This is a genomic window from Methylobacterium sp. Leaf469 (assembly GCF_001424745.1).
Classification (GTDB): Bacteria; Pseudomonadota; Alphaproteobacteria; order Rhizobiales; family Beijerinckiaceae; genus Methylobacterium.
Map to the genome: position 1 here is coordinate 190,844 of NZ_LMRE01000044.1, position 22,136 is coordinate 212,979.

A 22,136-nucleotide genomic window follows, 5' to 3' on the forward strand; every position below is an offset into this window, starting at 1 on the left:
TTGGCGCCGGCCTCATCCCCGTCGGAGCACGGGCGGGATGCGCCTACTTCACGTTGGCGCGTTCGGACGCCATCTGCTCGGCCCGGGTGCGCTCCTCGGGGCTGAGTCCCGTCAGGGTCTGGTCGAGCCATGCGTCGGAGAGCCCCTGCGCCGCGGCGGCCAGGTTCCAGGCCGCTGCCTCCACGAGGTTCTTCGGTACGCCGCGACCGTTGGCGTAGAGGCGTGCGATCCGGTTCTGCGCGATGGCGTTGCCGCGCGAGGCGGCATGGAGGAAGTAGCGGGCGGCGCGGCCCTCGTCCTTGGCGATGCCGGTTCCGTTGAACAGCAGGATGGCAAACTCGACCTCGCCGGCGAGATCGCCGTTGTCGGCCGCCCGGCGGAACAGTTCGGCTGCCTGCGCCGGGTCTTTCGCGACCCCGCGGCCCTGAAGATAAAGGACGCCGAGGCCGTGCTGGGCGGCGCTGATCTCGCCGTTGGCCGCCTTGCGGAACAGGGTCGCGGCCTTGGCTTGATCGGCCTCCGTGCCCGAGCCGAGCAGGATCAGCGCCAGATTGTAAGAGGCGGTGGCGTCACCCTTGTCCGAAGCCTGTTCGAGCCAGCGCCGACCGGCCTTAAGGTCCTTGGGGCCCCCGCGTCCATCGATGGACATGAGACCGAGGGACGCCATGGCGTGGACATCGCCCTGGGCCGCGGCCAGACGGTACCACTCGGCGGCCTTCACCGGGTCCTGCTTGATGCCCAGGCCCTGGTTGTTGAGTTCGCCGAGCAGCGTCATCGCCGCCGCGTCCCTCGAATTGGCCGAGAGCCGCTTCGTCGCCTCGCGGAGGGCGGTGGTGTACTGGCCGCGCTGATAGGCACCGAACGCGGCATCGGTTTCCTTGTTCGACGTCGGCGGGTTCGCACCCATCACGCCGGGCGTGTAGGGCGTCGGCAATTCCTTTAGCGGCGCTGTGAAGACTTCCTTCGACGCCGGCTTCGAGACCGGTGCCTGCGCGTTCGCCCCCGGGACGATGGGCATCACCGGCTGGGGCGACTGTGCCAGCGCGCTTCCGGGGCCGGCCAACGCCAGGACCGACGCAAGCAAACGGGCGGCACTACTCATGGAGCCGACCCCGCGGCGTTCACCATCGCCTGGATCGCGGCCACGTCCGCGTCGTTGCCCATCCACAGGGCGCTTTCGAGTCCGAGGAATTCCGCGCCCGTCGCGGCGAGGGCCGCCACCTCCCCGACTTCGTGGGCGACGGCGATGCAGGGCGTTTCGAAGATCTCCGTCCACCACGTCGTCCGGTCGAGGATCGTGGCCGCTTCTGGCGCGATCCCGTCGGCGTACAGGCCGCCGAACATCACGTAGTCGACGCCGGCCTCTCCGGCCTCCATGGCCGCGTGTTTCTGCTCGTGGCCACCAGCCCCGAGGATGCGCCCGTCGTCGAGGCGTCCGCGCAGGTCCGCCAGGGTCCCATCCTTCGGCTTGTCGAGATGGACTCCATCGGCGCCGCCACGCGCCGAGACGCTCACCAGATCGCCCGGGAAACCGGTGCAGGCCACGACCAAGGCCGCACCCGTGCCCTGCGCCGCGGGGGCGAGACGCTTGACGAGGTTGACGAGGCTGCGCTCATCGGCGGGAGCGAGGCGCAGGATCACGGCCGCGACGTCGCCGGCGGCGCACGCGGCTGTCAGGGCTGCCGCGAGGACGTCGGCGTCACCCGCCTCGATACGGTGCGGGGTGAGGAGGGCGAGGCGGGTACGGGGCTCGGCCATAGGGGTCCTTCAGGAAGGTCGGGCGCTCAGCGTGCCGCGCCGATCTTCGGATCGAGGGAGCCGTCGGCGTAGCGCTTGGCCATGTTGGCGACGGAGATCGGGCGAATCTTCGAGCCCTGACCGGCGGTGCCGAACTCTTCGAAGCGCTGGCGGCAGAGCTTCGTCATCGCCTCCATGGCCGGCTTGAGGTACTTGCGCGGGTCGAACTCGGCCTTGTTCTCGGCCAGGATTTTCCGGATCTGACCGGTCATCGCCATGCGGTTGTCGGTGTCGATGTTGATCTTGCGCACGCCGTGCTTGATGCCGCGCTGGATCTCCTCGACGGGCACGCCCCAGGTCGGCTTCATCTGGCCGCCGTACTGGTTGATAATGTCCTGCAGGTCCTGCGGCACCGAGGAGGAGCCGTGCATCACCAAGTGTGTGGTGGGCAGGCGCCGATGGATCTCCTCGATCACGTTCATGGCGAGTACGTCGCCGTCGGGCTGCCTCGTGAACTTGTAGGCGCCGTGCGAGGTGCCCATGGCGACGGCGAGGGCGTCGACCTTGGTGGCCTCGACGAACTTAACGGCCTCGTCCGGGTCGGTGAGAAGCTGGTCGTGGCTCAGCACGCCTTCGGCGCCGTGTCCGTCCTCGGCCTCGCCCTCGCCGCTCTCCAGGGAGCCGAGCACGCCGAGTTCGCCCTCGACCGAGACGCCGGCCCAATGGGCCATCCTGGTGACGTTGCGGGTGATCTCGACATTGTAGGCGTAGTCGGCCGGCGTCTTTCCGTCGGCCTTGAGGGATCCGTCCATCATCACCGAGGTGAAGCCGTACTGGATCGCCGTGGCGCAGGTGGCCTCGTCGCTGCCGTGGTCGAGGTGCATGCAGACGGGGATGTGCGGATAGACCTCGACGAGACCGTCGATGAGCTTGGCGAGCACGATGTCGTTGGCGTAGGCGCGCGCCCCCTTACTTGCCTGGAGGATGACCGGCGAATCGGTGGCGTCCGCCGCCGCCATGATGGCGAGACCCTGCTCCATGTTGTTCAGATTGAACGCCGGCACGCCGTACTCGTACTCGGCGGCATGGTCGAGGAGCTGCCTCAGGGTGATGCGGGCCATGGGTTTCTCCTCGATTTCGACCGCCGTCGGGGCAGTTCGCTCAGACGCGCCGGATAGCGCCTTCCTTCAGAATTCGTCGTCTTCTCAAGCCAGAACGGCGCGACTGCAACCGTAATCGGCCTTGTCGATCGTTTCGCCGGGATAAAGCCGGTCGGAACCGTCACGACCACGTGGGCGGACGCTCAAGCTCTGATGCGCAGGGCCTCGACGCCGGGCAATTCCTTGCCTTCCAGCCATTCGAGAAAGGCGCCACCGGCCGTCGAGACGTAGGAGAAGGTCTCGCCCACGCCCGCGTGGTTCAGGGCCGCCACGGTGTCGCCGCCGCCCGCCACGGAGACCAGCTTGCCGGCCGTGGTCCGCTCCGCCGCGTGACGGGCCGCCGCCACGGTGGCGGCGTCGAAGGGGGACAACTCGAAAGCGCCGAGCGGGCCGTTCCAAACCAGGGTCGCGGCGGTGTCGATGGCCGCGTTGATCTCGGCGACCGTTCTGGGGCCGGCGTCGAGGATCATGCCCGCCTCGGGCACCGAATCGACGGCGACGGTCTCGTGCGCCGCGTTGGCCCTGAACTCGCTGGCCACGACGGCATCCACCGGCAGGACGATGCGGCAGTTCGCAGCCTTGGCGGCCTCGACGATGCGAAGGGCGGTCTCGGCGAGATCCTTTTCGCAGAGGGACTTGCCGACCCCGAGGCCTTGCGCGTGCAGGAAGGTGTTGGCCATGCCGCCGCCGATGACCAGCATGTCGACCTTGGCGACGAGGTTCTGAAGCAGGTCGATCTTCGACGACACCTTGGCGCCGCCCACGAGGGCGATGACCGGCCGGGTCGGCGCTTCGAGACCCTTGGTCAGGGCATCGAGTTCCGCCTGCATCAGGCGCCCGGCATAAGCCGGCAGAACGTGGGCGAGCCCCTCCGTCGAGGCGTGGGCGCGGTGCGCCGCCGAGAACGCCTCGTTGACGTAGAGGTCGCCGTTGGCCGCGAGTTCGGCAACGAAGGCCGGATCGTTCTGCTCTTCGCCGGCATGGAAGCGGGTGTTCTCAAGGAGAAGCACCTGGCCGTCCTTCAGGGCACCGACGGCCTCGGCGGCGGCGGGGCCGACGCAATCCTCGGCGAAAGCCACCGGCCACCCGAGGTGCGCGGCGATGGTCGCGACCACGGGCTTCAGGGATTCGCTCGCAACCGGCTTGCCCTTGGGACGGCCGAAATGCGCCAGCAGCACCACGCGCCCGCCCTTGTCGACGATCTCCCGGATCGTCGGGACGATGCGCTCGATCCGGGTCGCATCGGTGACGCGACCGTTCTCCATAGGCACATTGACGTCCACGCGAAGGAGAACGCGCTTGCCGTTCAGGGCGCCGGCATCGTTGAGGGTACGGAAAGCGGTCATCGGGGCCTTGGTCTCGGAAAGTACCGGCGTCTCGCGAGTAGGTCTTGGTCTCGCGGGCAGGAATTGGGCGGCGATTCGAGGGTCAGCGCGGCGGAATGAGTGCGTCGAGGTGGAAGCGCTGGGCGGCGATGGTGAGCGCTACGGTCAGCACCGCTGTGATGATCGCCGTCAACACCAGGGCGCCGGAACCCGGCAGACCCCGGGTTCGGTCGCCGATGGCGCGGACTTCGCTGCGCAGGGCGGCGAGATCGGTCTGTCGGGCGGCCTCGTTCATGCGCGCGGCAGCGCCTTCGATCTTTTCCTCGACACGCGACAGCAGCGCCTCCGAGCGAGCATACTTGTCCTCAATACGGGCGCACTTGTCCTCGATGCGGGCAAGCTGATCGCCACCCGGAGCCGCGGTTGGAGACAGCGTCTCGGCCTTGCCCACGACGACCGGCGTGGACGCCTGGGGCTGGGGCGGGGCCACCGACGGCCCGGCCGGAGGTGTGCCTGGGATGAAGTCGCGTCCGGTGGGGGAGGTCTCTGTCATCTCGGGCACACCATCGTGTTTCTTCAAGGAGCGGACGATCCGTCAGTCCGCACGGATCAGAGCAGCTTGCCCATGGCCACGGCCGTGTCGGCCATGCGATTCGAGAAGCCCCACTCGTTGTCGTACCAAGCGAGAATCCGCACGAAGGTGCCGTCCATCACCTTCGTCTGGTCGAGGTGGAAGGTCGACGAGTGGGGATCGTGGTTGAAGTCGATGGAGACGTTGGGCTGGTCCGTGTAGGCGAGCACGCCCTTGAGCGGGCCGTCCGCCGCGGCCCGGATGGCGCCGTTGATCTCGTCCACGGTGGTGGCGCGCTTGGCGGTGAACACGAGGTCCACGGCCGAAACGTTCGGGGTCGGCACGCGGATCGAAGTTCCGTCGAGCTTGCCCTTCAGCTCCGGCAGCACGAGGCCGACGGCCTTGGCCGCGCCCGTGGAGGTCGGGATCATCGACAGGGCGGCGGCGCGAGCCCGGTAGAGGTCCTTGTGCATCTGATCGAGGGACGGCTGATCGTTGGTGTAGGAATGGATCGTGGTCATGAAGCCGCGCTCGATCCCGATGAGATCGTTCAGCACTTTGGCCACCGGCACGAGACAGTTGGTGGTGCACGAAGCGTTGGAGATCACGAGGTGATCGGCGGTGAGCGCCTGGTGGTTGATGCCGTAGACGACCGTGAGGTCGGCGCCATCTGCGGGAGCCGAGACGATGACGCGCTTGGCGCCCGCATCAAGGTGAGCCTTCGCCTTGTCCTTCGAAGTGAAGATGCCCGTGCATTCGAGGGCGATGTCCACGCCGAGTTCGCGGTGCGGCAGCTCCGCCGGATTGCGCACGGCGGTTACCCGGATGCGGTTGCCGTCGACGACGATGAACTCGCCATCCACCTCGACCTTGGCGTTGAAGCGGCCATGGATCGAATCAAAGCGCAGGAGGTGGGCGTTGGTCTCGACGGGGCCGAGATCGTTGATGGCCACCACCTCGATGTCTTTGCGACCGGCCTCGTGGATGGCGCGCAGAACGTTGCGACCGATACGTCCGAACCCGTTGATGGCTACCTTCACCGACACGGCGTGAACCCTTCCGTTAAACGGACACCGACCCTGCGGCGCCCTCCAGCATGGAGATCGAAGCGGCCTGCCCGAAGGACAAGCCCCGATTTATCGCTCGCTCTGTGCGAATCCAGTTTGAACGCACGATGAATTGCGACCGCCATCCGGCCATTCGGGATCATCCGGGAACCGGACGATGCGCGCGAGGGGCCTGAACTTGTCACGGAATGCTGTATCCGGTTTGGCGGGCGGCCGGTCTCTACCATGCTCGATCTGCCCGGCAAAGGTCGGTCGGGCCTGGCGGGCATTGCGCGCACAGGCATGGGAGCCTGTTTGTCATTCGACTCCATTCCCGAGCCGGATGCTAGCTGTGCCGCGCGGCGCACGTCATGGTATCGGGATGGTATCGGGGCGTGTCGCATGTGGTTGCAGACCGGTGCGGAGCTTTGGGAGACGCGTTTCGTGAGTGAGGCCATCGACGACGCCCTGTCGCGGCTCGAGACTGCCTTGACCCGCCTGGAGGCGGCCGTGGGGCAGCGGTTCGATGCCGAGCGTGATCCCAGCGACCTCGAAACCGAACTCGCCATCATGGGAGAAGACCGTGCTCGCCTGGGCGCGGAGCTCGATGCCGCCAGCGCCCGTCTCGCCGCGGTGGAGGCCGCCTCCGACGACGTCGGGCATCGCCTCGGCCGGGCCATCGCCGCCGTCGAGGGCGTACTGGTCCCATCCTCCCCCGCCCGCTAACCTGGATTCGATGCCCCAGATCAACGTCACCATCGATGGCAAGAATTACCGTATGGCCTGCGCCGAGGGCGAGGAGCCGCATCTCACCGCCCTCGCAACGGAGCTCGACGGGCGCATCACCGGTTTGCGGGCGTCGTTCGGCGAGATCGGCGACATGCGCCTGCACGTCATGGCGGCGCTGTTGCAAGCCGATGAGCTCGACGAGACGCGGCGTCGGCTCGTTGCCTTGGAGGCCGAGACCACCGGCCTGCGCGCCCAGGTGGAGACCGCCGATGCGACCCGTGCCGCGGAGGAGACCCGCATCGCCGCCGGCCTCGGCCGTTGCGCCGAGCGGATCGAGCATTTGGCAAAGACGCTTTCGGCTGGTTGACGCCACCATGCCCCTGGCGCCAGCCATTGGCCGACGCTACATAGGGTTTGCGGGGCTGCCGCGTTCGTCAGGAGAACTTTCCCCGGGGCCTTATCGACTCCCCAGGGAGCTGTCCCTGGCCCTGTCCCTGGACTCGGCCAACACGGCGCCCACCTACACTGTAGGTTTCCCGGGATCGACACTCCAACGGCTCATGTGGCTCCGCACTCTCACTCGCACGCTTCCTTGAAAGCGTCCCTTCGCCAAGCGGCCCTCGGGCGGCGCGATGCCCTCGATCCTGAGGTGCGGCGTGCCGGTGCCCGGGCGATTGCCGATGCCGTGATGCGCATCGATGGCCTTGCCGAAGCCCCCATCGTCGGAGGTTTCTGGCCGATCCGCAGCGAGGTCGATCCCCGACCGCTCATGGAGCGCCTGTTCGCGCGCAGCCAGCGGGTCGCTCTGCCGAAAGTGACACCCGACGGCCTCGTCTTCCGTGAATGGCGCGCCGGTGACGCCCTGGTGCGTGGCGGCTTCGGCCTGAGCGAACCGGACGACAGCCTGCCGCCCCTCGATCCCACCGCGCTCATCGTGCCGCTTGCCGCCTATGACACGCGCGGGCACCGAATCGGCTACGGGCGCGGCTATTACGATCAGGCCATCGCGCGCCTCGGGCGAAACGGACCGGTGCTGACCATCGGGATCGCGTTTTCCGTGCAGGCGGTGGACGAGGTCCCTGCCGAATCGCACGATCAGCCCCTCGATCATCTCATCACCGAAGCGGGCCCGGTCCCGCTGAAACGAGCCTGACGAACAAGCGATGCGTCTTCTGTTCCTCGGTGACGTGGTCGGCCGGCCCGGCCGCCACGTGATCACCGACCGCCTGCCGAAACTCCGGGAACGCTGGCGTCTCGATTGCGTCGTGATCAACGGCGAGAACGCCGCAGGGGGCTTCGGCCTCACCGAGGCCATCTGCGACGAGTTGCTCCAGGCCGGTGCCGATGCCGTGACCCTCGGCAATCATTCGTTCGATCAGCGCGAGGCCCTCGTCTTCATCGCCCGGCAGTCGCGCCTCGTGCGCCCGGCGAACTACCCGCCCGGCACGCCGGGGCGCGGTGCCACCGTGGTCGAGACGGCCAAGGGCGCCCGGGTCCTCGTCCTCAACGTCATGGGCCGCATCTATATGGACGCCCTCGACGATCCGTTCGCGGCGGCCGAGCGCGAACTCACCGCTTGTCCGCTTGGTGAGGTCGCCGATGCGGTCATCGTCGATGTCCACGCCGAGGCGACGAGCGAGAAGCAGGCCTTCGGGTATTTCCTCGACGGGCGTGCCAGCCTGGTGGTCGGCACTCACACCCATACCCCGACGTCCGACCACCGCATCCTGCCCGGTGGCACCGCCTACCTCTCGGACGCGGGCATGTGCGGCGACTACGATTCGATCCTCGGCATGCAGAAGGACGAACCTCTGCGCCGCTTCCTCCAAAAGACGCCGGGCGCGCGTTTGGAGGCTGCGCACGGGGAGGGGACCCTATGCGGCATCGCGGTGGAGACGGACGACCGCACCGGCCTCGCCACGGGCGTCTGGCCCGTGCGCCTCGGGCCGCACCTCGAGGAAACCTGGCCGCGCGGCTGGGATTAGCTCGCCAACGGGGGATGTTCACCGCAGGCGGGTTGATCGGCGCTCGACCTACAGCCAATGTGCGGCCGGGATTGACCCGGTGTCCGCTTGGTCGAGCAGGCACTTAAGCCTTTGCGTGAAGAGTGTCCGAGCCGATGGCGACCCCTCCCGCGACCGCGACGCTCGCCAAGCCCGGCATCTACCTCGTGCGGATGTTGGTGTTCCTCGCCCTCGTGGGCTTTCTCGCTTTCGTTCTGTTCCGGCAGATCACCCCGGCCTTCCTCGCCAATCCGGGCCTGAACGGCCTGATCCTCGGCGTGCTGTTCATCGCCGTCCTGCTCGCCTTCGGGCAGGTGATCCGGCTCTATCGCGAAGTCGCCTACGTCAACGCCGTGGCGGCCGGCGAAACGCCCACGAAGGCGCCGTCTTTGCTGGCGCCGCTTGCGTCCGCGCTGGCCGCCCGACGGGACGGGATCACGCTGCTCGGCACCCGCGCCTTCCTCGATACCGTGGCGGCGCGCCTCGACGAGGGCCGCGAGATCCTGCGCTACGTCGCCGGGCTCCTCATCCTGCTGGGCCTGCTTGGGACATTCTGGGGCCTCATCGACACGCTCAGCGCCGTGGGCTCTGTCATCAAGACCATGCGCGGCGGCGGCGAGGCGGCGGCGATGTTCGACGAGCTCAAGAATGGGCTCGCCGTGCCGCTGTCGGGCATCGGCCTCGCCTTCTCCGCCTCCCTGTTCGGCCTCGCGAGCTCCCTCGTCACCGGGTTCCTGGATCTTCAGGCAGGACAGGCGCATGCCCGTTTCCACAACGAACTCGAGGATTGGCTCGTTTCCGGCGAGACCGTGGCGGTCGCGCCGACGAAAGCCCAGGAGCCGGCCTCCGCCCGTGAACTGCAGGAAGCGGTAGACCGCCTCACGGCTGTCATCGCCGAGGGCGCCAACGGCCGGGTGGCGACACAGGCGATGACCAACCTCGCCGAAGGCATCCAGGGCCTCGTTCAGCACATGCGGGCCGAGCAGCAGATGATCCGCGACTGGGTCGAGGCGCAGGCCACCCGCGAGCGTGAACTGAAGCAGGTTCTCGACCGCCTCGGCCGCGAGCGCAGCTGAGATGGCCTCGCTCCGCACACGGCGCGACCGGTCCCTCAACGTCTGGCCGGGCTACGTCGATGCCCTCGCGACCCTGCTGCTCGCCGTCGTCTTCCTGCTGACCATCTTCGTCGTCGGCCAATTCTTCCTGTCGCAGGAGATCACCGGCCGCGATTCGGTGCTGACCCGCCTCAACCGCCAGATCGCCGACCTCACGGATCTCCTCGCCCTGGAACGCTCGACCCGCAAGGCGCAGGAGGCCACCGCCTCTTCGCTGCGCAATACGTTGCTCGGCGCCGAGGCCGAGCGGGACCGCTTCCGGTCTCAGGCCGAATCGGGCCAGGGCGCCAGCGCCAAGCAGGGCGACGTCGACCGGCAACTCGCTGCCGAGCGGGCGGGCTCGGCCCGCGCCGCCACCCAGATCGATCTGCTGAACGAACAGATCGCGGCGATGCGCCGGCAGCTCGCCGCCTTGGAGGATGCCCTCGCGGCCTCCGAGAATCGCGACAAGGAGAGCCAAGCCCGCATCGCCGATCTCGGCAGTCGCCTCAACGTGGCCCTCGCTCAGAAAGTGCAGGAACTCGCTCGCTACCGATCGGATTTCTTTGGCCGTCTGCGCCAGATCCTCGGCACACGCACGGATATCCGCGTCGTCGGCGACCGCTTCGTTCTGCAATCCGAGGTTCTGTTCCCGGCCGGATCCGCCACTCTGAAGCCCGAGGCGGGACCGGAACTCGACCGCATCGCCGGTGCGATTCTGGAACTTTCCCGGCAGATCCCCGCCGATATCCCGTGGGTGCTGCGGGTCGACGGACACACGGACGCCCGGCCCATCGCCAGCGCCCAGTTCCCGTCGAACTGGTCCCTCTCGGCGGCCCGCGCCATCGCGGTGGTGCAGGCCATGGCGGCCAAGGGCGTCCCGCCCCAGCACCTCCTCGCCGGTGCCTTCGGCGAGTTCCAGCCCCTCGATTCGGGAACGACCGAGGAGGCCTACGGGCGCAACCGCCGAATCGAGATGAAACTCACGGAGCGGTAGTTTGCTCAACCTGTCCGGTGAGCACGTCCGGGTAGGCAAACAGGCCCGGTACGCCGCCCGTCATCACGAACAGCACGTTCGCTCCCGATGGGTAAAGGCCTCCGCGAACGTCGTGGAGCAGACCGGCGAACGCCTTGCCGCTGTAGACGGGGTCGAGGAGCAGGCCTTCCGTGCGGGCCAGGAGCCGGACCGCTTCCAGCATGCCGGCCGTGGGGATACCGTAGCCCGGCCCGCGATGCGCGCCGTCGATGACGATGTCGTCGGATGTCAACATCAGGCCGGGCGCCAGAATTGCCAAAGTCGCGTTGGCCTTGTCGAGGGTGATCGCCCCGGCTCGCTCGCCCGTTTCCAGCACCGCGTAGGACTTGGCGAGACGCGGGTCGTGCCCGTCCGCCCGTAGGCCGGCGGCGAGGCCTGCGTGGGTGCCGCAGCTGCCGTTGGGAACGATGATCTGGTTCAGTGACAGGCCCATTGCGTCCGCCTGGGCGAAAATTTCACCGGCACAGGCCGCATAACCCAGGCAGCCGATGGGACTGGATCCGCCCGAGGGGAAGACATAGACGCGGCGCCCCGCTGCGCGGAGCTCATCGGCGCGCCGTTCCGCCAACGCCAGGGCATCGCCTCCGGCGGCGAGCTCGTGCACCGTCGCGCCGAACAGGTCGTCGAGGAGGCGGTTACCATTGTGCGCATAGGCGTCGTCCGTGCGCGGTACGCTCCGGGTCAGGAACAGTTCGCAGGCGAAACCCGCCCGGGCCGCCGCGGCTGCCGTGAGGCGGGCGTGGTTCGACTGAATCGCCCCGACGGTGATCACCGTGTCGGCGCCCTCGGCCCGGGCCGCGCCGAGAAGGTATTCCAGCTTGCGCAGCTTGTTGCCGCCGAGCCCGAACCGCGCGAGGTCGTCGCGCTTCACCCAAAGGCGCACCCCGGCGAGACCATCGCCGAGATGGCGGGCGAGCCCGTCCAGTGGCTCGATGGGGCTCGGCAGGTCGAGGAGCGGCAGACGGGGGAACCGCGACAGGTCCATGGCGCGTCCTACTCGGCCGGCAGCGCTTCGCGGCGCGGCTCGCGGCTGCGGGCGGTATCCTCGAAGGCGTCGGTGAACTGGAGGGCGGCGAGTTGGGCGTAGAGCGCACCGCGCGCGAGCAGGGTCTCATGGGTGCCCGATTCGACGATTCTTCCGCCGTCGAGGACGAGGATGCGGTCCGCTGCCCGGATGGTGGCGAGGCGGTGCGCGATGACGAGGGTGGTACGCCCGCGCATGAGGGTGTCCAGTGCGGTCTGCACGGCCCGCTCGCTCTCGGCGTCCAGTGCCGAAGTCGCTTCGTCCAAGAGCAGGATCGGAGCATCCTTGAGAATGGCCCGGGCAATGGCGACGCGCTGGCGCTGGCCGCCCGAGAGGGTGACGCCGCGCTCGCCGACCGTGGTGGCGTAGCCCTGGGGCAGGGCGCGGATGAACCCGTCGGCATGGGCGAGTTCGGCGGCGCGCTGGACTTGCGCTTCCGTCGCGTCCGGACGGCCGTAGCGAATGTTCTCCAGGACCGAGCCTGAGAACACGGTCGGATCCTGGGGGACGAGGGACAGGCGTTCGCGCAGGGCATCCGGGTCGGTGCGTGTGATGTCGATGCCGTCGACGCGGATCGTGCCGCTCTGGGGGTCGTAGAACCGCAGGAGCAGTTGCAGCACCGTGGTCTTGCCGGCCCCCGAGGGCCCCACGAGGGCGACTCGTTCGCCGGGGGCGATGGTAAAGCTGATTCCGTCGAGCGACGGATGCTCGGGTCGGGTCGGGTAGAGGAAGCGGATGGCCTCGAAGGCGACCTCGCCGCGCGGCGGGGTCGGAAGGGCGACGGGGTCCGCCGGCGCTTCGATGGCCGGCTTGGCCGCCAGGATTTCGCCGAGGCGCTCCGCAGCACCGGCCGCCTGGGCGAGTTCACCGTAGACTTCCGACAGCTGGCCCAAAGCGCTCGCGCCGAACACCGCGTAGAGCACGAACTGCGAGAGTTGACCCGCCGTCATGGTGCCCGCGAGGACGCCTTGCGCGCCGTACCACATCACCCCGACGACGCTCGCTGAGATGAGGAAGATGGCGACCCCCGTGAGAAGCGCGCGGGCCTGAATCGAACTGCGGGCCGCGCCGTACGCGTTCTCCGAAGCTTCGGCGAAGCGTGCGGCTGCGGAGCGACCCATGCCGAAGGCCTGCATGGTCCGGATCGCGCTCACCGCCTCGGAGGCGTAGGCCGAGGCATCGGCGAGCCGGTCCTGCGCAGCGCGCGAGCGACGACGCACGCCGCGTCCCGACAGGATCAGCGGGAACACGATGAGGGGGATCGCCACGAGAACGAGGATCGAGAGCTTCGGGCTTGTGATCACCATCATGGCGATGGCGCCGGTGAACAGGAACGCGTTGCGCAGCAGGATGGAGATGCTGACGCCGAACACCGCCTTCACCTGCGTGGCATCGGCGGTGAGCCGTGAGATGATCTCACCCGAGAGAGACCGGTCGAAGAAGGCCGGATCGAGTTCGGTGAGGCGGCGGAACACGGCGCTTCGCAGATCTGCGACGACACGCTCGCCCAGCGTGACCACGGTGTAGTACCGGGCGGCGCTCGACATCGCTAAAACGGCGACGACGCCGATGAGACCGCCGAAATAAGCGTTGATGACGCTCTGACCTTCCGGCGAGAACCCGTGATCGATGACCCGGCGCAGCGCCAGGGGAACCACCAGGGTCGCCAGCGAGGCCATCAGCAGGGACAGGAACGCGGCGAGGATGCGCCCGCGATAGACGGCCGCGAACGGGACCAGCGGACGCAGGGAGCCGAGGGGCGCCCTGGGCCGTCCCTCGGCGGATGCCTTCTTCTTCGAACCGCGTGCCATCATGCCTCGTCGGTGTTGGGGACGCCGGTTGTCTGGACGTCGCTGCTCTGGACTTGGAATTCGACGGCCTTGCGATTGCCCGGGACGGCGCGCTTGTCCAGCGGCGACGCCTGGGGTATAGGCGCGCCTTCATCCGATTGCGCGTGATCTATGGCCGCGGGCCGCCAGACGAGCCGGTCGGCGTGGCACTTCAAGGATTCGTCATGGCAAAGAGTGCGGCCGACAAGGCCAAGGGTACCGAGCATCCCGACTATCATTTCATCAAGGTCGTGATGACCGACGGGTCCGACTACATGACCCGGTCGACCTACGGCAAGGAGGGAGACACCCTCAACCTCGACATCGATCCGAACACGCACCCGGCCTGGACCGGTGGCGAGCAGAAGATGCTCGATCGTGGTGGTCGTGTCTCGCGCTTCAACTCGCGTTTCGGCGCGCTGTCGTTCGGCAAGAAGTAACGTTCATCGGCCGACCGATCTCGGTCAGGTCCGGAATGATCGAACAGGCGGCGCGGTGGCGCCGCCTGTTCGCGTTCGGAGAGCCTCGCGGCACGGTCATCGCTTGACAGATGCGGCGTCCGCATGGTCCCAACGCCCCGGGATTTCGCCGCGCCCGACGCGGCACGAAAGGGTTTGGCGCGTGGGGTTTCGAGCAATGCTGCGACGCGAAGGTTCCGTCGCCCGCTGGTTCGGCTTCGCCCTGGCGGCCGGTTTCCTGGGCGCGGTGTCCGCCTCTCCCGCCGCCGCTCAGGGCATGGTGCGCAACACCTTCGGGGACTGGCAGTTGCGCTGCGAGACGCCGGCCGGCGCGAAAGCCGAGCAATGCGCCATGGTGCAGTATCTCGCCGCCGAGGACCGCCCCAATCTGACCCTCGTGGTGATCGTTCTGAAGACGGCCGACAATCGTGGCTACCTGCTCCGGGTGGTGGCGCCGCTCGGCGTGCTTCTGCCGTCCGGCCTCGGGCTCAAGATCGACAAGACCGATGTCGGCCGCGCCGGGTTCGTGCGCTGCCTCACCACGGGCTGCGTCGCCGAGGTCGTGATGGACGAAGGCTTGATCAAGCAGTTCAACGCCGGTGCCCAGGCGACATTCATCGTGTTCCAGACCCCGGAGGAGGGCGTCGGCATTCCCCTCTCCATGAAGGGGTTCGGCCAAGGTTTCGAGAGCCTGAAGTAACGGGACCGGGCAGTCCGCCGGCGCCAATCGGGAACGGATCATGTCGAAGCATGCCAGCCAGATCGCTCTGCGACTCCTGATCGTAGGTCTTCCGGTTCTCGTCGCCGCGGACGGGGCCGGGGCACAGGAAGGCAATGCCTTCTCGAACCTGTTCAAGTACGGCGGTACCACCGTTCCGCCCTCGCAGCCCGCGCCCCTCGACGAGGCCTATTGCCCGACGGTGGATGTGCCCGAAGGCGGCGCGGCCCTGCGCAATCCCCCCAGTGCGACGGGCAGCGCCGGATTGCGAAGCCAGACCACGCTCGGGCGCCTCGCCCGCGAATGCAACCGGCTCCAGGACGGCTCGATCCGTGTGAAGGTCGGTATCGAGGGCCACGTGCTCCTCGGCCCCGCCGGGGCGCCGGGCCGGTTCGAGGCACCGCTGACGGTCTCCCTCAAATCCTCGGGCAAGACGATCGTCTCCCGCGCCCGCCGCGTCTCCGTCATCGTCCCGCCGGGTGAGGCGCAGGGTCTGTTTTCCATCATCGAGGACGACCTGATGGTGCCCGTCGCCCAGACGGGTGATTACGACATCGAGGTTCGTCTCGGGGGTGGGACGCCTCAACGCGCGCCGGCCAAGCGCAAGCCGGCGCCGCCGCTGGCGACCTCCGAGGCGCCGGTTGCTGTTCCGGCGACGGCCGAATGAGTACTCCGCCGCCAGGGCACGGCTCCTGAGCGCACGGGACGGCACCACGCCGCCGCGCGGTGGATGGCTCGGCCGTGCCGCGGCCTTCACCCTCGAGCCCCAGGATGATCCGGTCTTCGGTCGGCGCCTGCGCCTGCATGGGTCGCCGCGCGGATGCTGGATCGTGCTGACCTACCGCGAGCGGGCGGTGGCGCGCCCGCTCCGGCCCCTGCTCCGCCTTATCCGCCGACCGGCCCGGTACGAAGACTTTGTCTTGCCGGGGTCAGCGCTCGGGGCGGCGTCCTGGCTCGGTTACCTGCCGCAGGATTGTACCGATCTTCACCTCGCCATCGATCCTCGCACGGAGTTCGTGCTGGAGCGGGTCGGCCTACGCACGCATCTGAGCGTGACGGCCGAGTGCCTCGGCAAGCGTCCATTGCGTGCCGCGGCGGCCCTCTACAATGCGATGCGTGGTGACGAGCGCCGCTTTCGGGACATCCTCCGCGGTACTTGTGGCGCGACACCCCGGGCGCGCTACGACGTCTGGGCCGAGTCGCGGCGAAGGGGAAACGCCGTCCTCCCAGTCGGCACCTCGGCATTGCCGGTCTGCCTGATCCTTCCGGCGCGGCACGCCGATCACGCCCGGGTCGCCGAAACCCTGCGCTGCCTCGCCGCCCAGGTCGGAGCCGATTGGCGCGCGGTCGTCGCCTGGGTCGACGGACCGGATGTGGACGCGGCGACCGATCCCCGGGTAACCCACGTGCAATGGCCCGCGGGCGGAACCCTTCGGGATCTCGTCGCCGATGAGATGGGCTGTGTCGGGGTTCTCAGCCCTGGGGAATGCCTGCAGCCGGAGGCCCTCGCGCTCCTCGCCAGAGCTCTGGAATCGCCCGATGGCGGCGAGATGGCTTACGCCGACGAGGAAACCGGCGATGCCCTGTTATGCCCGCGGCTGAAACCGGACTGGAGTCCCGATCTCGCTCTGGCGCAGGGTTATGCCGGCTTCACACTCCATAAGGGTGTACTCCTGGCGCAGCTGCTGGATCTGCCCCTCGGCGCACCCGAGGATTGCCGGATCGATCTCGGCGTTCGTGCCGCGGCGACGGTGTTGCCTGCGCGTGTCGCCCACGTGCCGCGGGTCCTTCTTCGCGGGCCCACGAACGATTCCACGGCGCGGCACACCGAACGCCTCGAGGAAAATCTGAAGGCGGTCGAAGTTCCGTCGCGCCCGCGTGTCGATCCAGCCATCGCCGATCTGCTCTGGCCCCTCCCCGAGCCCGCCCCGCTCGTCAGCGTAGTCGTTCCCTCGCGAGACCGGCTCGACTTGATCCGTATCGCCGCCGACGGGGTTCTCGGCGCCACCGCCTATCCGGCGATCGAACTCGTCATCGTCGACAACGGCTCCATCGACGCGGACGTCCACGCCTACTACGAGCGTCTGCGACGTGATCCGCGTGTCAGGATCCTCGACTGGTCGGCTCCGTTCGACTTCTCCGCCATGACCAATGCGGGGGTCGCGGCGGCGCGGGGCTCGGTCGTCGTCCTGCTGAACAACGATATCGCTGTGCTGCGCGACGACTGGCTCGACGCCTTGGTCCGGCAGGCCTGCCGGCCGGAGGTGGGTGCCGTCGGGGCGAAACTGCTCTACGCCGACGGCACCCTCCAGCATGCCGGCGTCGTCGTCGGCCTCGGTGGGCGCGCCGGACATATCCTGCGCCGGCGCCCCTCGGACAGCCCCGGGCATCTCGGACAGCTGCGGGTCGCCCACGAGGTCTCGGCCGTCACCGCCGCATGTCTCGCCGTGGAGAAGCGCAAATTCGACGCGGTCGGCGGCCTCGATGCCGAAACGTTTCCCATCGACTTCAACGACGTCGACCTGTGTCTTCGCCTGAACGCAGCGGGTTACAAGACCGTCTGGACGCCCCACGCCGTCCTCGCCCATCTCGAATCCACGAGCCGCGGCCCATCCATCGGCCCGGCCCGCGCCCGGTTCGAGGCTGAGGCCGATCGCTTCGTCGCGCGCTGGCGGGACACCATCCGGCACGACCCGTTCTATCATCCGGGTCTGTCGCTCACGACCTTCGGCGAGGATCTCGAATGACGGCGCCCCGGTGGGAGAGTGTCCCCTGACCGACGAGCACCGCGATGCCCTGCTGTTCGCCCACCGCATCCGTCCGGGCTTCCTCGCGCGCCTTCGCATGGCCGTCGCGATCTTCACGCAGCACCCCAGCGCCACCCTCGCCATCGCGAAGGCGCGGCTCATGGGCAAACGCGTCCGTGCTGCACAAGCCCGGGCCGCGCTGCTGGGGCTCGATCACCGGAAACTCTGGCTGACGCGGCGGGACCGGCGCATCGCCAATCTCCTGAGCGAGGTCGTGCCGGTGATCGAAGAGAGGGACCTCGTCGTTCTCACCACCCCCGGCCACACTCTCGTGTCGGGCGCCAGGGAACGTTTGGTTCGCACCTTCGCGGCGCATCCGCACCGTCTTGCCCTCTATGGCGATGCCCTCGACGTGTCGGGGTCCAGGATTATGCCCCTCCTCCGGCCTGCCTTCGATGCAGAGTATCTGAGGGCGGTGGATTACATCGGCCCCGTCGTCGCCGTGCGCCGCACTGCCCTGGACGCGATCGGCGGCATCATCGATCTCGATCCCGAAGCGCCGGCTCTCGATGCTCTGCTGCGCCTCGCTGGACGGTTCGGCTCCGACAGTATCGGCCATCTCCCGCAGATCCTGTCCATTGGCGCGGCGGTTGCGGCAGGGGAGGGGGGGCGGAGCCGCCGCGCCGGCCGCCTCGCGATTGTCCGCCGAGATCTCGTGCGCGCGGGGGAGGGCGATGTCGCGACGCGGATGGACGAGGACGGCGTCATCACCCTCTCGCGCCCACTACCCGACCCGGTACCGAGCGTAAGCCTCATCGTCCCGACCCGCGACCGCCTCGATCTCCTGAGACCCTGCCTCGACAGCCTGATCCATCGCACCGACTGGCCGGACCGCGAGATCCTGGTGTGTGACAATGACAGTCGCGATCCAGAAACCATGGTCTATCTCGGCGATCTCGCAGCCGACGGCGTCATCCGTGTCGTACCGTGTCCCGGCCCGTTCGATTTCGCGGCCATGAACAACCGGGCGGCGGCCGTCGCAAAGGGGCGGGTTCTCGCCTTCGTCAACAACGACGTGACCGTCACCGATCCGACCTGGCTCGACCGAATGGTTCGCGAGGCCCTGCGGCCAGAGATTGGCGCCGTCGGTGCACGGCTCATCGACGGGCGCGGGCGCATCCAGCACGGCGGTGTGATTCTCGGCCCCGGCGGCCTCGTCACCCACGCGCATCGGTACTTTTCCGGGGACGCTCCGGGCTATTTGTCCGGCTTGCTCGCCACCCGTGCGGTGTCAGCGGTGACGGCGGCCTGCCTTGTGATCGAGGCGCGAAAATTCGCAGCCGTCGACGGTTTCGACGCCGCCGCCTTCGCGGTTGATTTCAACGATGTCGACCTGTGCCTGCGTTTGAACGAGGCCGGTTACCGCACCCTCTACGTCGGCGGCGCGATCCTGATCCACGACGAAGCGGCGAGCCGCCGCTGGACGCCCGAGGCCAGGGCACGGCATGAACGCGAGGTCACGGCCTTCAAAAAGCGATGGGGGCCGCTGCTGGCGCAGGACCCCCATTATCATTCCGGGTTCGACCCCGATCTCGGCACCTACACGCGGCTGCGATCCGGCTGGCAGATGACCGGCCCGGTCGCGCCGCGCTGACGGCTACTGGACGAGGCGCGGACCGCCCGTCTGCACCTTCTCGTTCTCGGACATGATGCCGAGACGCTTGGCGACTTCGGTATAGGCCTCGATCAGACCGCCGAGATCCTTGCGGAAGCGATCCTTGTCGAGCTTGTCCGACGACTTGATGTCCCACAGGCGGCACGAATCCGGGGAGATCTCGTCGGCCACGACGATGCGCATCATGTCGCCTTCCCAGAGACGGCCGGTCTCGATCTTGAAGTCGACGAGGCGGATGCCGACGCCGAGGAAGAGGCCCGACAGGAAGTCGTTGACCCGGATCGCGAGCGCCATGATGTCGTCGATCTCCTGGGGCGTGGCCCAGCCGAACGCCGTGATGTGCTCCTCGGAGACCATCGGATCGTTGAGCGCATCGTTCTTGTAATAGAACTCGATGATCGAGCGCGGCAACTGTGTGCCCTCCTCGAGGCCGAGGCGCGTGGCGAGCGACCCGGCGGCGACGTTGCGCACCACCACTTCTAGGGGGATGATCTCGACTTCGCGGATCAGCTGCTCGCGCATGTTGAGGCGGCGGATGAAGTGCGTCGGCACGCCGATGTCGTTGAGGTGCTGGAAGACGAACTCGGAAATCCGGTTGTTCAGCACGCCCTTGCCGTCGATGACGTCGTGCTTCTGGGCGTTGAAGGCGGTGGCATCATCCTTGAAATGCTGGATGAGCGTTCCCGGCTCCGGACCCTCGTAGAGGACCTTCGCCTTGCCCTCGTAGATGCGACGGCGGCGGTTCATAGGCGTGTACCGTGGTTTGAGGAAGTCCAAGGGCCGTGGCTCCTTTCAGCGAGAGACGATGCGGAACCCGCGGCGTGGTGACTGCCGAAGCGGTCGGGCCGTGAAAACGCATCGTTCGTCGAAAGCCTCCGCGACCGTGGCGCAAACTACCCGAAGCGGCGTGTCAGCACAACGCGTTGGCCGGATGGGTGCCATCCGCGCGGGGGAGGGCTGGCCCTATGTTTCGGGCGGCACGGTGAATGGAACATGCCGCGCTCAGGGGGGCGCGGTCTTCGCTGGATACCGGCACAGGTCTGCGATGGGGCAGATTGGACAGTCGGGCTTGCGTGCCTTGCAGATGTAGCGGCCGAACAGGATCAGCCAGTGATGGGCATTGAGCCGGTAGGGCTCCGGCACGATAGCCTCCAGCCCGGCCTGAACCTTGTCCGTCGTCGGCGCGATCACGAGGGGGATGCGGTTGGAGACCCGAAAGATGTGCGTGTCGACGGCGATGGTCGGAACCCCGAAGGCGACGTTGAGGACGACGCTCGCGGTCTTTGTGCCGACACCGGGAAGCACTTCGAGGTCTTCGCGGGATTTCGGCACCTGACCGCCATGCCGCTCCACCAGGATGCGCGACAACGCGATGACGTTCTTCGCCTTGGTGTTGAACAGCCCGATGGTTCGGATGAAATCCCGCACCCGCTCCTCGCCGAGCGACAGCATCTTCTCCGGTGTGTCCGCGATGGCGAAGAGCGGGGCGGTGGCGAGGTTCACGCTCCTGTCCGTCGCTTGGGCCGACAGCACGACGGCCACAAGGAGCGTATAGGCGTTACCGAAGACCAACTCGGCGCGCGGCTCGGGATCCGCGGCACGCAACCGCGCGAAGATTTCCGCAAGCACATCCGGCGGCACGACCGAGCGGACCGGTTCGGCCTCTGCGACGATCGGTTCGACCAGGGCGGCAACAATTCGCGGGTTCTTCGGCGAGGCCGTCTGTCGGGTGCGCATCCGAGCCTTATATTGCCCGCATGGCGAGCGGCAACATCCCGATGCACCCTGACGGCCTCGATCCCGACAGCTTCGACCGTCCGGTGTTCCGGGCGACGATCCGGCCGAACCAATCCTTGAGTCCTCAAGGCTTCCGGAACGTGATGATCGGGTGCGGGCTCGTCTCCCTTGTCACCTCCATCGCCTGCATCCGGGCCGGATTCTGGCCCGTGGCCGGGTTCTTCGGCCTCGATATGATCGGCCTCTACCTTGCCCTCCAGGCAAGCTTCCGTCGGGGACGGTCGTTCGAGGAAGTGATGATCACGCCCCTCGTGGTGATGCTGGCCCGTGTCACCCATCGGGGCGAGCGTCGCGAGTGGCGCTTCAACCCCCTGTGGACGAAGCTGACCCGGATCGAGGACGAGGAGTACGGCCTTCAAACCCTGACCCTGGTGTCGCGCCGTGAATATGTGGTTGTCGCACGCGACGTCTCGCCGATCGATCGCGAGGAGATCGCGCAGGAACTCACGCGGGCGCTGGCTCAGGTGAAGAAGGGGTTCTGACGATGCGCACCGGCCTGATGCTTCTCACCCTTGCTTTGACCCTCTGGACCGCTGCAGCCACGGCGCAGGTCACTGTCCGCTTCATCGAGCCCGAGCGCTACACCGATGCGGAGAACCGTTTCGGGTCGGGCGTCACACTGCGGGTCACGCTCGGGGAGATCCGCCGCATTTTCGAGGGGCTCGCGACACGGGGATTGCCGCCGGGCCGGACCCTCGCCATCGACGTTCTCGACATCGACCTCGCTGGCATCGAACGGCCGGGTGCCAACGTGCCGTTCGGCCTACGCGTCGTCAGCGACATTTCTCCGCCGCGGTTTCGCCTGCGCTACGTCTTGACAGAAGGCCGCCGTCGCTTGGCCGCCGCCGAGGAGACGGTGACGGACATCAATTTCCTGTTGCGGGCATCGCGCTTCGCCAATGGAGCGTTCGACCACGAGCGTGACCTGCTGCGGGATTGGTTTCGGCGGCGCATCGTCGAGGGCCGTTCACCCACGAACTGATGCCGGCCCGAAGCCATGGCGGACCGGAACGGCGTTTCCCTACGTTTAGAAGGCCTTTGGCTGGGGTATCGTTGATCTGTCGCGAAAATCGCATCGTTCGGTCATTTGGCCGTTGACGGTTGGGCTGTGGGCCCGTAGAAGCCTGTTCATCGGCGGCGGCCAGCGGGACTTAGGTCTTGGCGGCGGCGCCGGTTCTCTTGGAGGC

At 67.8% G+C, this 22,136-nt stretch carries 23 protein-coding genes and 1 other RNA gene; 14 read left to right on the plus strand and 10 right to left on the minus strand.

Annotated features, from left to right (window positions below; genetic code table 11):
* Positions 1–43 precede the first annotated feature (43 nt).
* The 6 genes from ASG60_RS19985 to gap all read right to left on the minus strand — a co-directional run bounded on the left by ASG60_RS19985 (position 44) and on the right by gap (position 5,839).
* Positions 44–1,102 (minus strand): tetratricopeptide repeat protein, encoded by a 1,059-nt coding sequence (locus tag ASG60_RS19985; RefSeq protein WP_056387373.1) that lies wholly within the window; start codon positions 1,100–1,102, stop codon positions 44–46.
* Positions 1,099–1,758, minus strand: a complete 660-nt coding sequence (locus ASG60_RS19990; protein WP_056387376.1) for a thiamine phosphate synthase — start codon at positions 1,756–1,758, stop codon at positions 1,099–1,101. The genes ASG60_RS19985 and ASG60_RS19990 overlap by 4 nt, the downstream gene beginning before the upstream one ends.
* 26 nt (positions 1,759–1,784) lie before the next feature.
* Positions 1,785–2,858, minus strand: coding sequence for a class II fructose-bisphosphate aldolase (fba, locus tag ASG60_RS19995; protein WP_056176123.1), 1,074 nt, complete (start codon positions 2,856–2,858; stop codon positions 1,785–1,787).
* A 182-nt stretch (positions 2,859–3,040) separates the two neighbouring features.
* A complete protein-coding gene (locus ASG60_RS20000) occupies positions 3,041–4,243 on the minus strand; it encodes a phosphoglycerate kinase (protein ID WP_056387379.1) in 1,203 nt (400 codons plus the stop codon).
* 82 nt (positions 4,244–4,325) lie between these two features.
* Positions 4,326–4,775 carry a hypothetical protein gene (locus tag ASG60_RS20005; RefSeq protein WP_056176129.1) on the minus strand — a complete coding sequence of 150 codons (450 nt, stop codon included), beginning with the start codon at positions 4,773–4,775 and terminating at the stop codon, positions 4,326–4,328.
* Positions 4,776–4,831: 56 nt separating this feature from the next.
* A complete protein-coding gene (gap, locus tag ASG60_RS20010) occupies positions 4,832–5,839 on the minus strand; it encodes a type I glyceraldehyde-3-phosphate dehydrogenase (RefSeq protein WP_056176130.1) in 1,008 nt (335 codons plus the stop codon).
* Positions 5,840–6,241: 402 nt separating this feature from the next.
* Between gap and ASG60_RS20015 the strand changes: the two genes are divergently transcribed.
* The 7 genes from ASG60_RS20015 (at position 6,242) to ASG60_RS20040 (ending at position 10,662) form a co-directional block, all read left to right on the plus strand.
* A complete protein-coding gene (locus tag ASG60_RS20015) occupies positions 6,242–6,565 on the plus strand; it encodes a DUF4164 domain-containing protein (protein ID WP_056387382.1) in 324 nt (107 codons plus the stop codon).
* Between the two features lie 10 nt (positions 6,566–6,575).
* Positions 6,576–6,935 carry a cell division protein ZapA gene (zapA, locus tag ASG60_RS20020; protein WP_056387385.1) on the plus strand — a complete coding sequence of 120 codons (360 nt, stop codon included), beginning with the start codon at positions 6,576–6,578 and terminating at the stop codon, positions 6,933–6,935.
* A 49-nt stretch (positions 6,936–6,984) separates the two neighbouring features.
* A non-coding RNA gene (gene ssrS, locus ASG60_RS22270) (6S RNA) lies at positions 6,985–7,141 on the plus strand.
* Positions 7,131–7,721, plus strand: a complete 591-nt coding sequence (locus ASG60_RS20025; RefSeq protein ID WP_056387387.1) for a 5-formyltetrahydrofolate cyclo-ligase — start codon at positions 7,131–7,133, stop codon at positions 7,719–7,721. Before ssrS ends, ASG60_RS20025 begins: the two co-directional genes overlap by 11 nt.
* A 10-nt stretch (positions 7,722–7,731) precedes the next feature.
* On the plus strand, positions 7,732–8,553 hold the full coding sequence (locus ASG60_RS20030) for a TIGR00282 family metallophosphoesterase (protein ID WP_056176143.1): 822 nt from the start codon (positions 7,732–7,734) through the stop codon (positions 8,551–8,553).
* A 134-nt stretch (positions 8,554–8,687) separates the two neighbouring features.
* Positions 8,688–9,647 carry a MotA/TolQ/ExbB proton channel family protein gene (locus tag ASG60_RS20035; RefSeq protein ID WP_056387391.1) on the plus strand — a complete coding sequence of 320 codons (960 nt, stop codon included), beginning with the start codon at positions 8,688–8,690 and terminating at the stop codon, positions 9,645–9,647.
* Between the two features lies 1 nt (position 9,648).
* A complete protein-coding gene (locus ASG60_RS20040; RefSeq protein ID WP_056267899.1) occupies positions 9,649–10,662 on the plus strand; it encodes a peptidoglycan -binding protein in 1,014 nt (337 codons plus the stop codon).
* Here ASG60_RS20040 and ASG60_RS20045 read toward each other — a convergent pair.
* Together ASG60_RS20045 and ASG60_RS20050 are read right to left on the minus strand one after the other, a co-directional pair.
* Positions 10,649–11,686: a D-cysteine desulfhydrase family protein gene (locus ASG60_RS20045; RefSeq protein WP_056267902.1), complete on the minus strand. Its 1,038-nt coding sequence runs from the start codon at positions 11,684–11,686 to the stop codon at positions 10,649–10,651. The two genes, ASG60_RS20040 and ASG60_RS20045, sit on opposite strands and share 14 nt — an antisense overlap.
* An 8-nt stretch (positions 11,687–11,694) precedes the next feature.
* Positions 11,695–13,536, minus strand: coding sequence for an ABC transporter transmembrane domain-containing protein (locus ASG60_RS20050; protein ID WP_056267905.1), 1,842 nt, complete (start codon positions 13,534–13,536; stop codon positions 11,695–11,697).
* A 203-nt stretch (positions 13,537–13,739) separates the two neighbouring features.
* Between ASG60_RS20050 and rpmE the strand changes: the two genes are divergently transcribed.
* The 5 genes from rpmE (at position 13,740) to ASG60_RS20080 (ending at position 19,131) form a co-directional block, all read left to right on the plus strand.
* Positions 13,740–13,994 carry a 50S ribosomal protein L31 gene (gene rpmE, locus ASG60_RS20060; protein WP_018045309.1) on the plus strand — a complete coding sequence of 85 codons (255 nt, stop codon included), beginning with the start codon at positions 13,740–13,742 and terminating at the stop codon, positions 13,992–13,994.
* Positions 13,995–14,190: 196 nt separating this feature from the next.
* A complete protein-coding gene (locus ASG60_RS20065) occupies positions 14,191–14,712 on the plus strand; it encodes an invasion associated locus B family protein (protein WP_056387394.1) in 522 nt (173 codons plus the stop codon).
* 40 nt (positions 14,713–14,752) lie between these two features.
* Positions 14,753–15,397 (plus strand): hypothetical protein, encoded by a 645-nt coding sequence (locus ASG60_RS20070; RefSeq protein WP_056267910.1) that lies wholly within the window; start codon positions 14,753–14,755, stop codon positions 15,395–15,397.
* Complete coding sequence (locus ASG60_RS20075; protein WP_244476724.1) at positions 15,372–17,477, plus strand: glycosyltransferase; 2,106 nt, start codon at positions 15,372–15,374, stop codon at positions 17,475–17,477. The genes ASG60_RS20070 and ASG60_RS20075 overlap by 26 nt, the downstream gene beginning before the upstream one ends.
* Before the next feature lie 10 nt (positions 17,478–17,487).
* Complete coding sequence (locus ASG60_RS20080) at positions 17,488–19,131, plus strand: glycosyltransferase (RefSeq protein ID WP_056387397.1); 1,644 nt, start codon at positions 17,488–17,490, stop codon at positions 19,129–19,131.
* A gap of 3 nt (positions 19,132–19,134) precedes the next feature.
* Here the strand turns inward: ASG60_RS20080 and purC are convergent, their stop codons facing one another.
* Both purC and nth read right to left on the minus strand, forming a co-directional pair.
* Positions 19,135–19,929, minus strand: coding sequence for a phosphoribosylaminoimidazolesuccinocarboxamide synthase (gene purC / locus ASG60_RS20085; protein WP_055955211.1), 795 nt, complete (start codon positions 19,927–19,929; stop codon positions 19,135–19,137).
* A 225-nt stretch (positions 19,930–20,154) separates the two neighbouring features.
* On the minus strand, positions 20,155–20,889 hold the full coding sequence (gene nth / locus ASG60_RS20090; RefSeq protein ID WP_082531850.1) for an endonuclease III: 735 nt from the start codon (positions 20,887–20,889) through the stop codon (positions 20,155–20,157).
* 20 nt (positions 20,890–20,909) lie between these two features.
* On the opposite strand from nth, the gene ASG60_RS20095 reads away from it, so the two are divergent.
* On the plus strand, positions 20,910–21,431 hold the full coding sequence (locus tag ASG60_RS20095; protein WP_056267915.1) for a DUF2244 domain-containing protein: 522 nt from the start codon (positions 20,910–20,912) through the stop codon (positions 21,429–21,431).
* 2 nt (positions 21,432–21,433) lie between these two features.
* The gene (locus ASG60_RS20100; protein WP_056387401.1) at positions 21,434–21,931 is read left to right on the plus strand and encodes a DUF3016 domain-containing protein; all 498 of its coding nucleotides are present in this window, start codon (positions 21,434–21,436) and stop codon (positions 21,929–21,931) included.
* Positions 21,932–22,136 lie beyond the last annotated feature (205 nt).

Bases quoted from the DNA above. Each gene is read 5' to 3' on its own strand.
- rpmE (WP_018045309.1), top strand. From the start codon at position 13,740: ATGGCAAAGAGTGCGGCCGACAAGGCCAAGGGTACCGAGCATCCCGAC.
- fba (WP_056176123.1), bottom strand. From the start codon at position 2,858: ATGGCCCGCATCACCCTGAGGCAGCTCCTCGACCATGCCGCCGAGTAC.
- nth (WP_082531850.1), bottom strand. From the start codon at position 20,889: ATGCGCACCCGACAGACGGCCTCGCCGAAGAACCCGCGAATTGTTGCC.
- ASG60_RS20050 (WP_056267905.1), bottom strand. From the start codon at position 13,536: ATGGCACGCGGTTCGAAGAAGAAGGCATCCGCCGAGGGACGGCCCAGG.
- zapA (WP_056387385.1), top strand. From the start codon at position 6,576: ATGCCCCAGATCAACGTCACCATCGATGGCAAGAATTACCGTATGGCC.
- ASG60_RS20100 (WP_056387401.1), top strand. From the start codon at position 21,434: ATGCGCACCGGCCTGATGCTTCTCACCCTTGCTTTGACCCTCTGGACC.
- ASG60_RS20045 (WP_056267902.1), bottom strand. From the start codon at position 11,686: ATGGACCTGTCGCGGTTCCCCCGTCTGCCGCTCCTCGACCTGCCGAGC.
- ASG60_RS20040 (WP_056267899.1), top strand. From the start codon at position 9,649: ATGGCCTCGCTCCGCACACGGCGCGACCGGTCCCTCAACGTCTGGCCG.
- ASG60_RS20035 (WP_056387391.1), top strand. From the start codon at position 8,688: ATGGCGACCCCTCCCGCGACCGCGACGCTCGCCAAGCCCGGCATCTAC.
- ASG60_RS20065 (WP_056387394.1), top strand. From the start codon at position 14,191: ATGCTGCGACGCGAAGGTTCCGTCGCCCGCTGGTTCGGCTTCGCCCTG.
- ASG60_RS20005 (WP_056176129.1), bottom strand. From the start codon at position 4,775: ATGACAGAGACCTCCCCCACCGGACGCGACTTCATCCCAGGCACACCT.
- ASG60_RS19985 (WP_056387373.1), bottom strand. From the start codon at position 1,102: ATGAGTAGTGCCGCCCGTTTGCTTGCGTCGGTCCTGGCGTTGGCCGGC.
- ASG60_RS20070 (WP_056267910.1), top strand. From the start codon at position 14,753: ATGTCGAAGCATGCCAGCCAGATCGCTCTGCGACTCCTGATCGTAGGT.
- ASG60_RS20030 (WP_056176143.1), top strand. From the start codon at position 7,732: ATGCGTCTTCTGTTCCTCGGTGACGTGGTCGGCCGGCCCGGCCGCCAC.
- ASG60_RS19990 (WP_056387376.1), bottom strand. From the start codon at position 1,758: ATGGCCGAGCCCCGTACCCGCCTCGCCCTCCTCACCCCGCACCGTATC.
- ASG60_RS20095 (WP_056267915.1), top strand. From the start codon at position 20,910: ATGGCGAGCGGCAACATCCCGATGCACCCTGACGGCCTCGATCCCGAC.
- ASG60_RS20015 (WP_056387382.1), top strand. From the start codon at position 6,242: ATGTGGTTGCAGACCGGTGCGGAGCTTTGGGAGACGCGTTTCGTGAGT.
- ASG60_RS20000 (WP_056387379.1), bottom strand. From the start codon at position 4,243: ATGACCGCTTTCCGTACCCTCAACGATGCCGGCGCCCTGAACGGCAAG.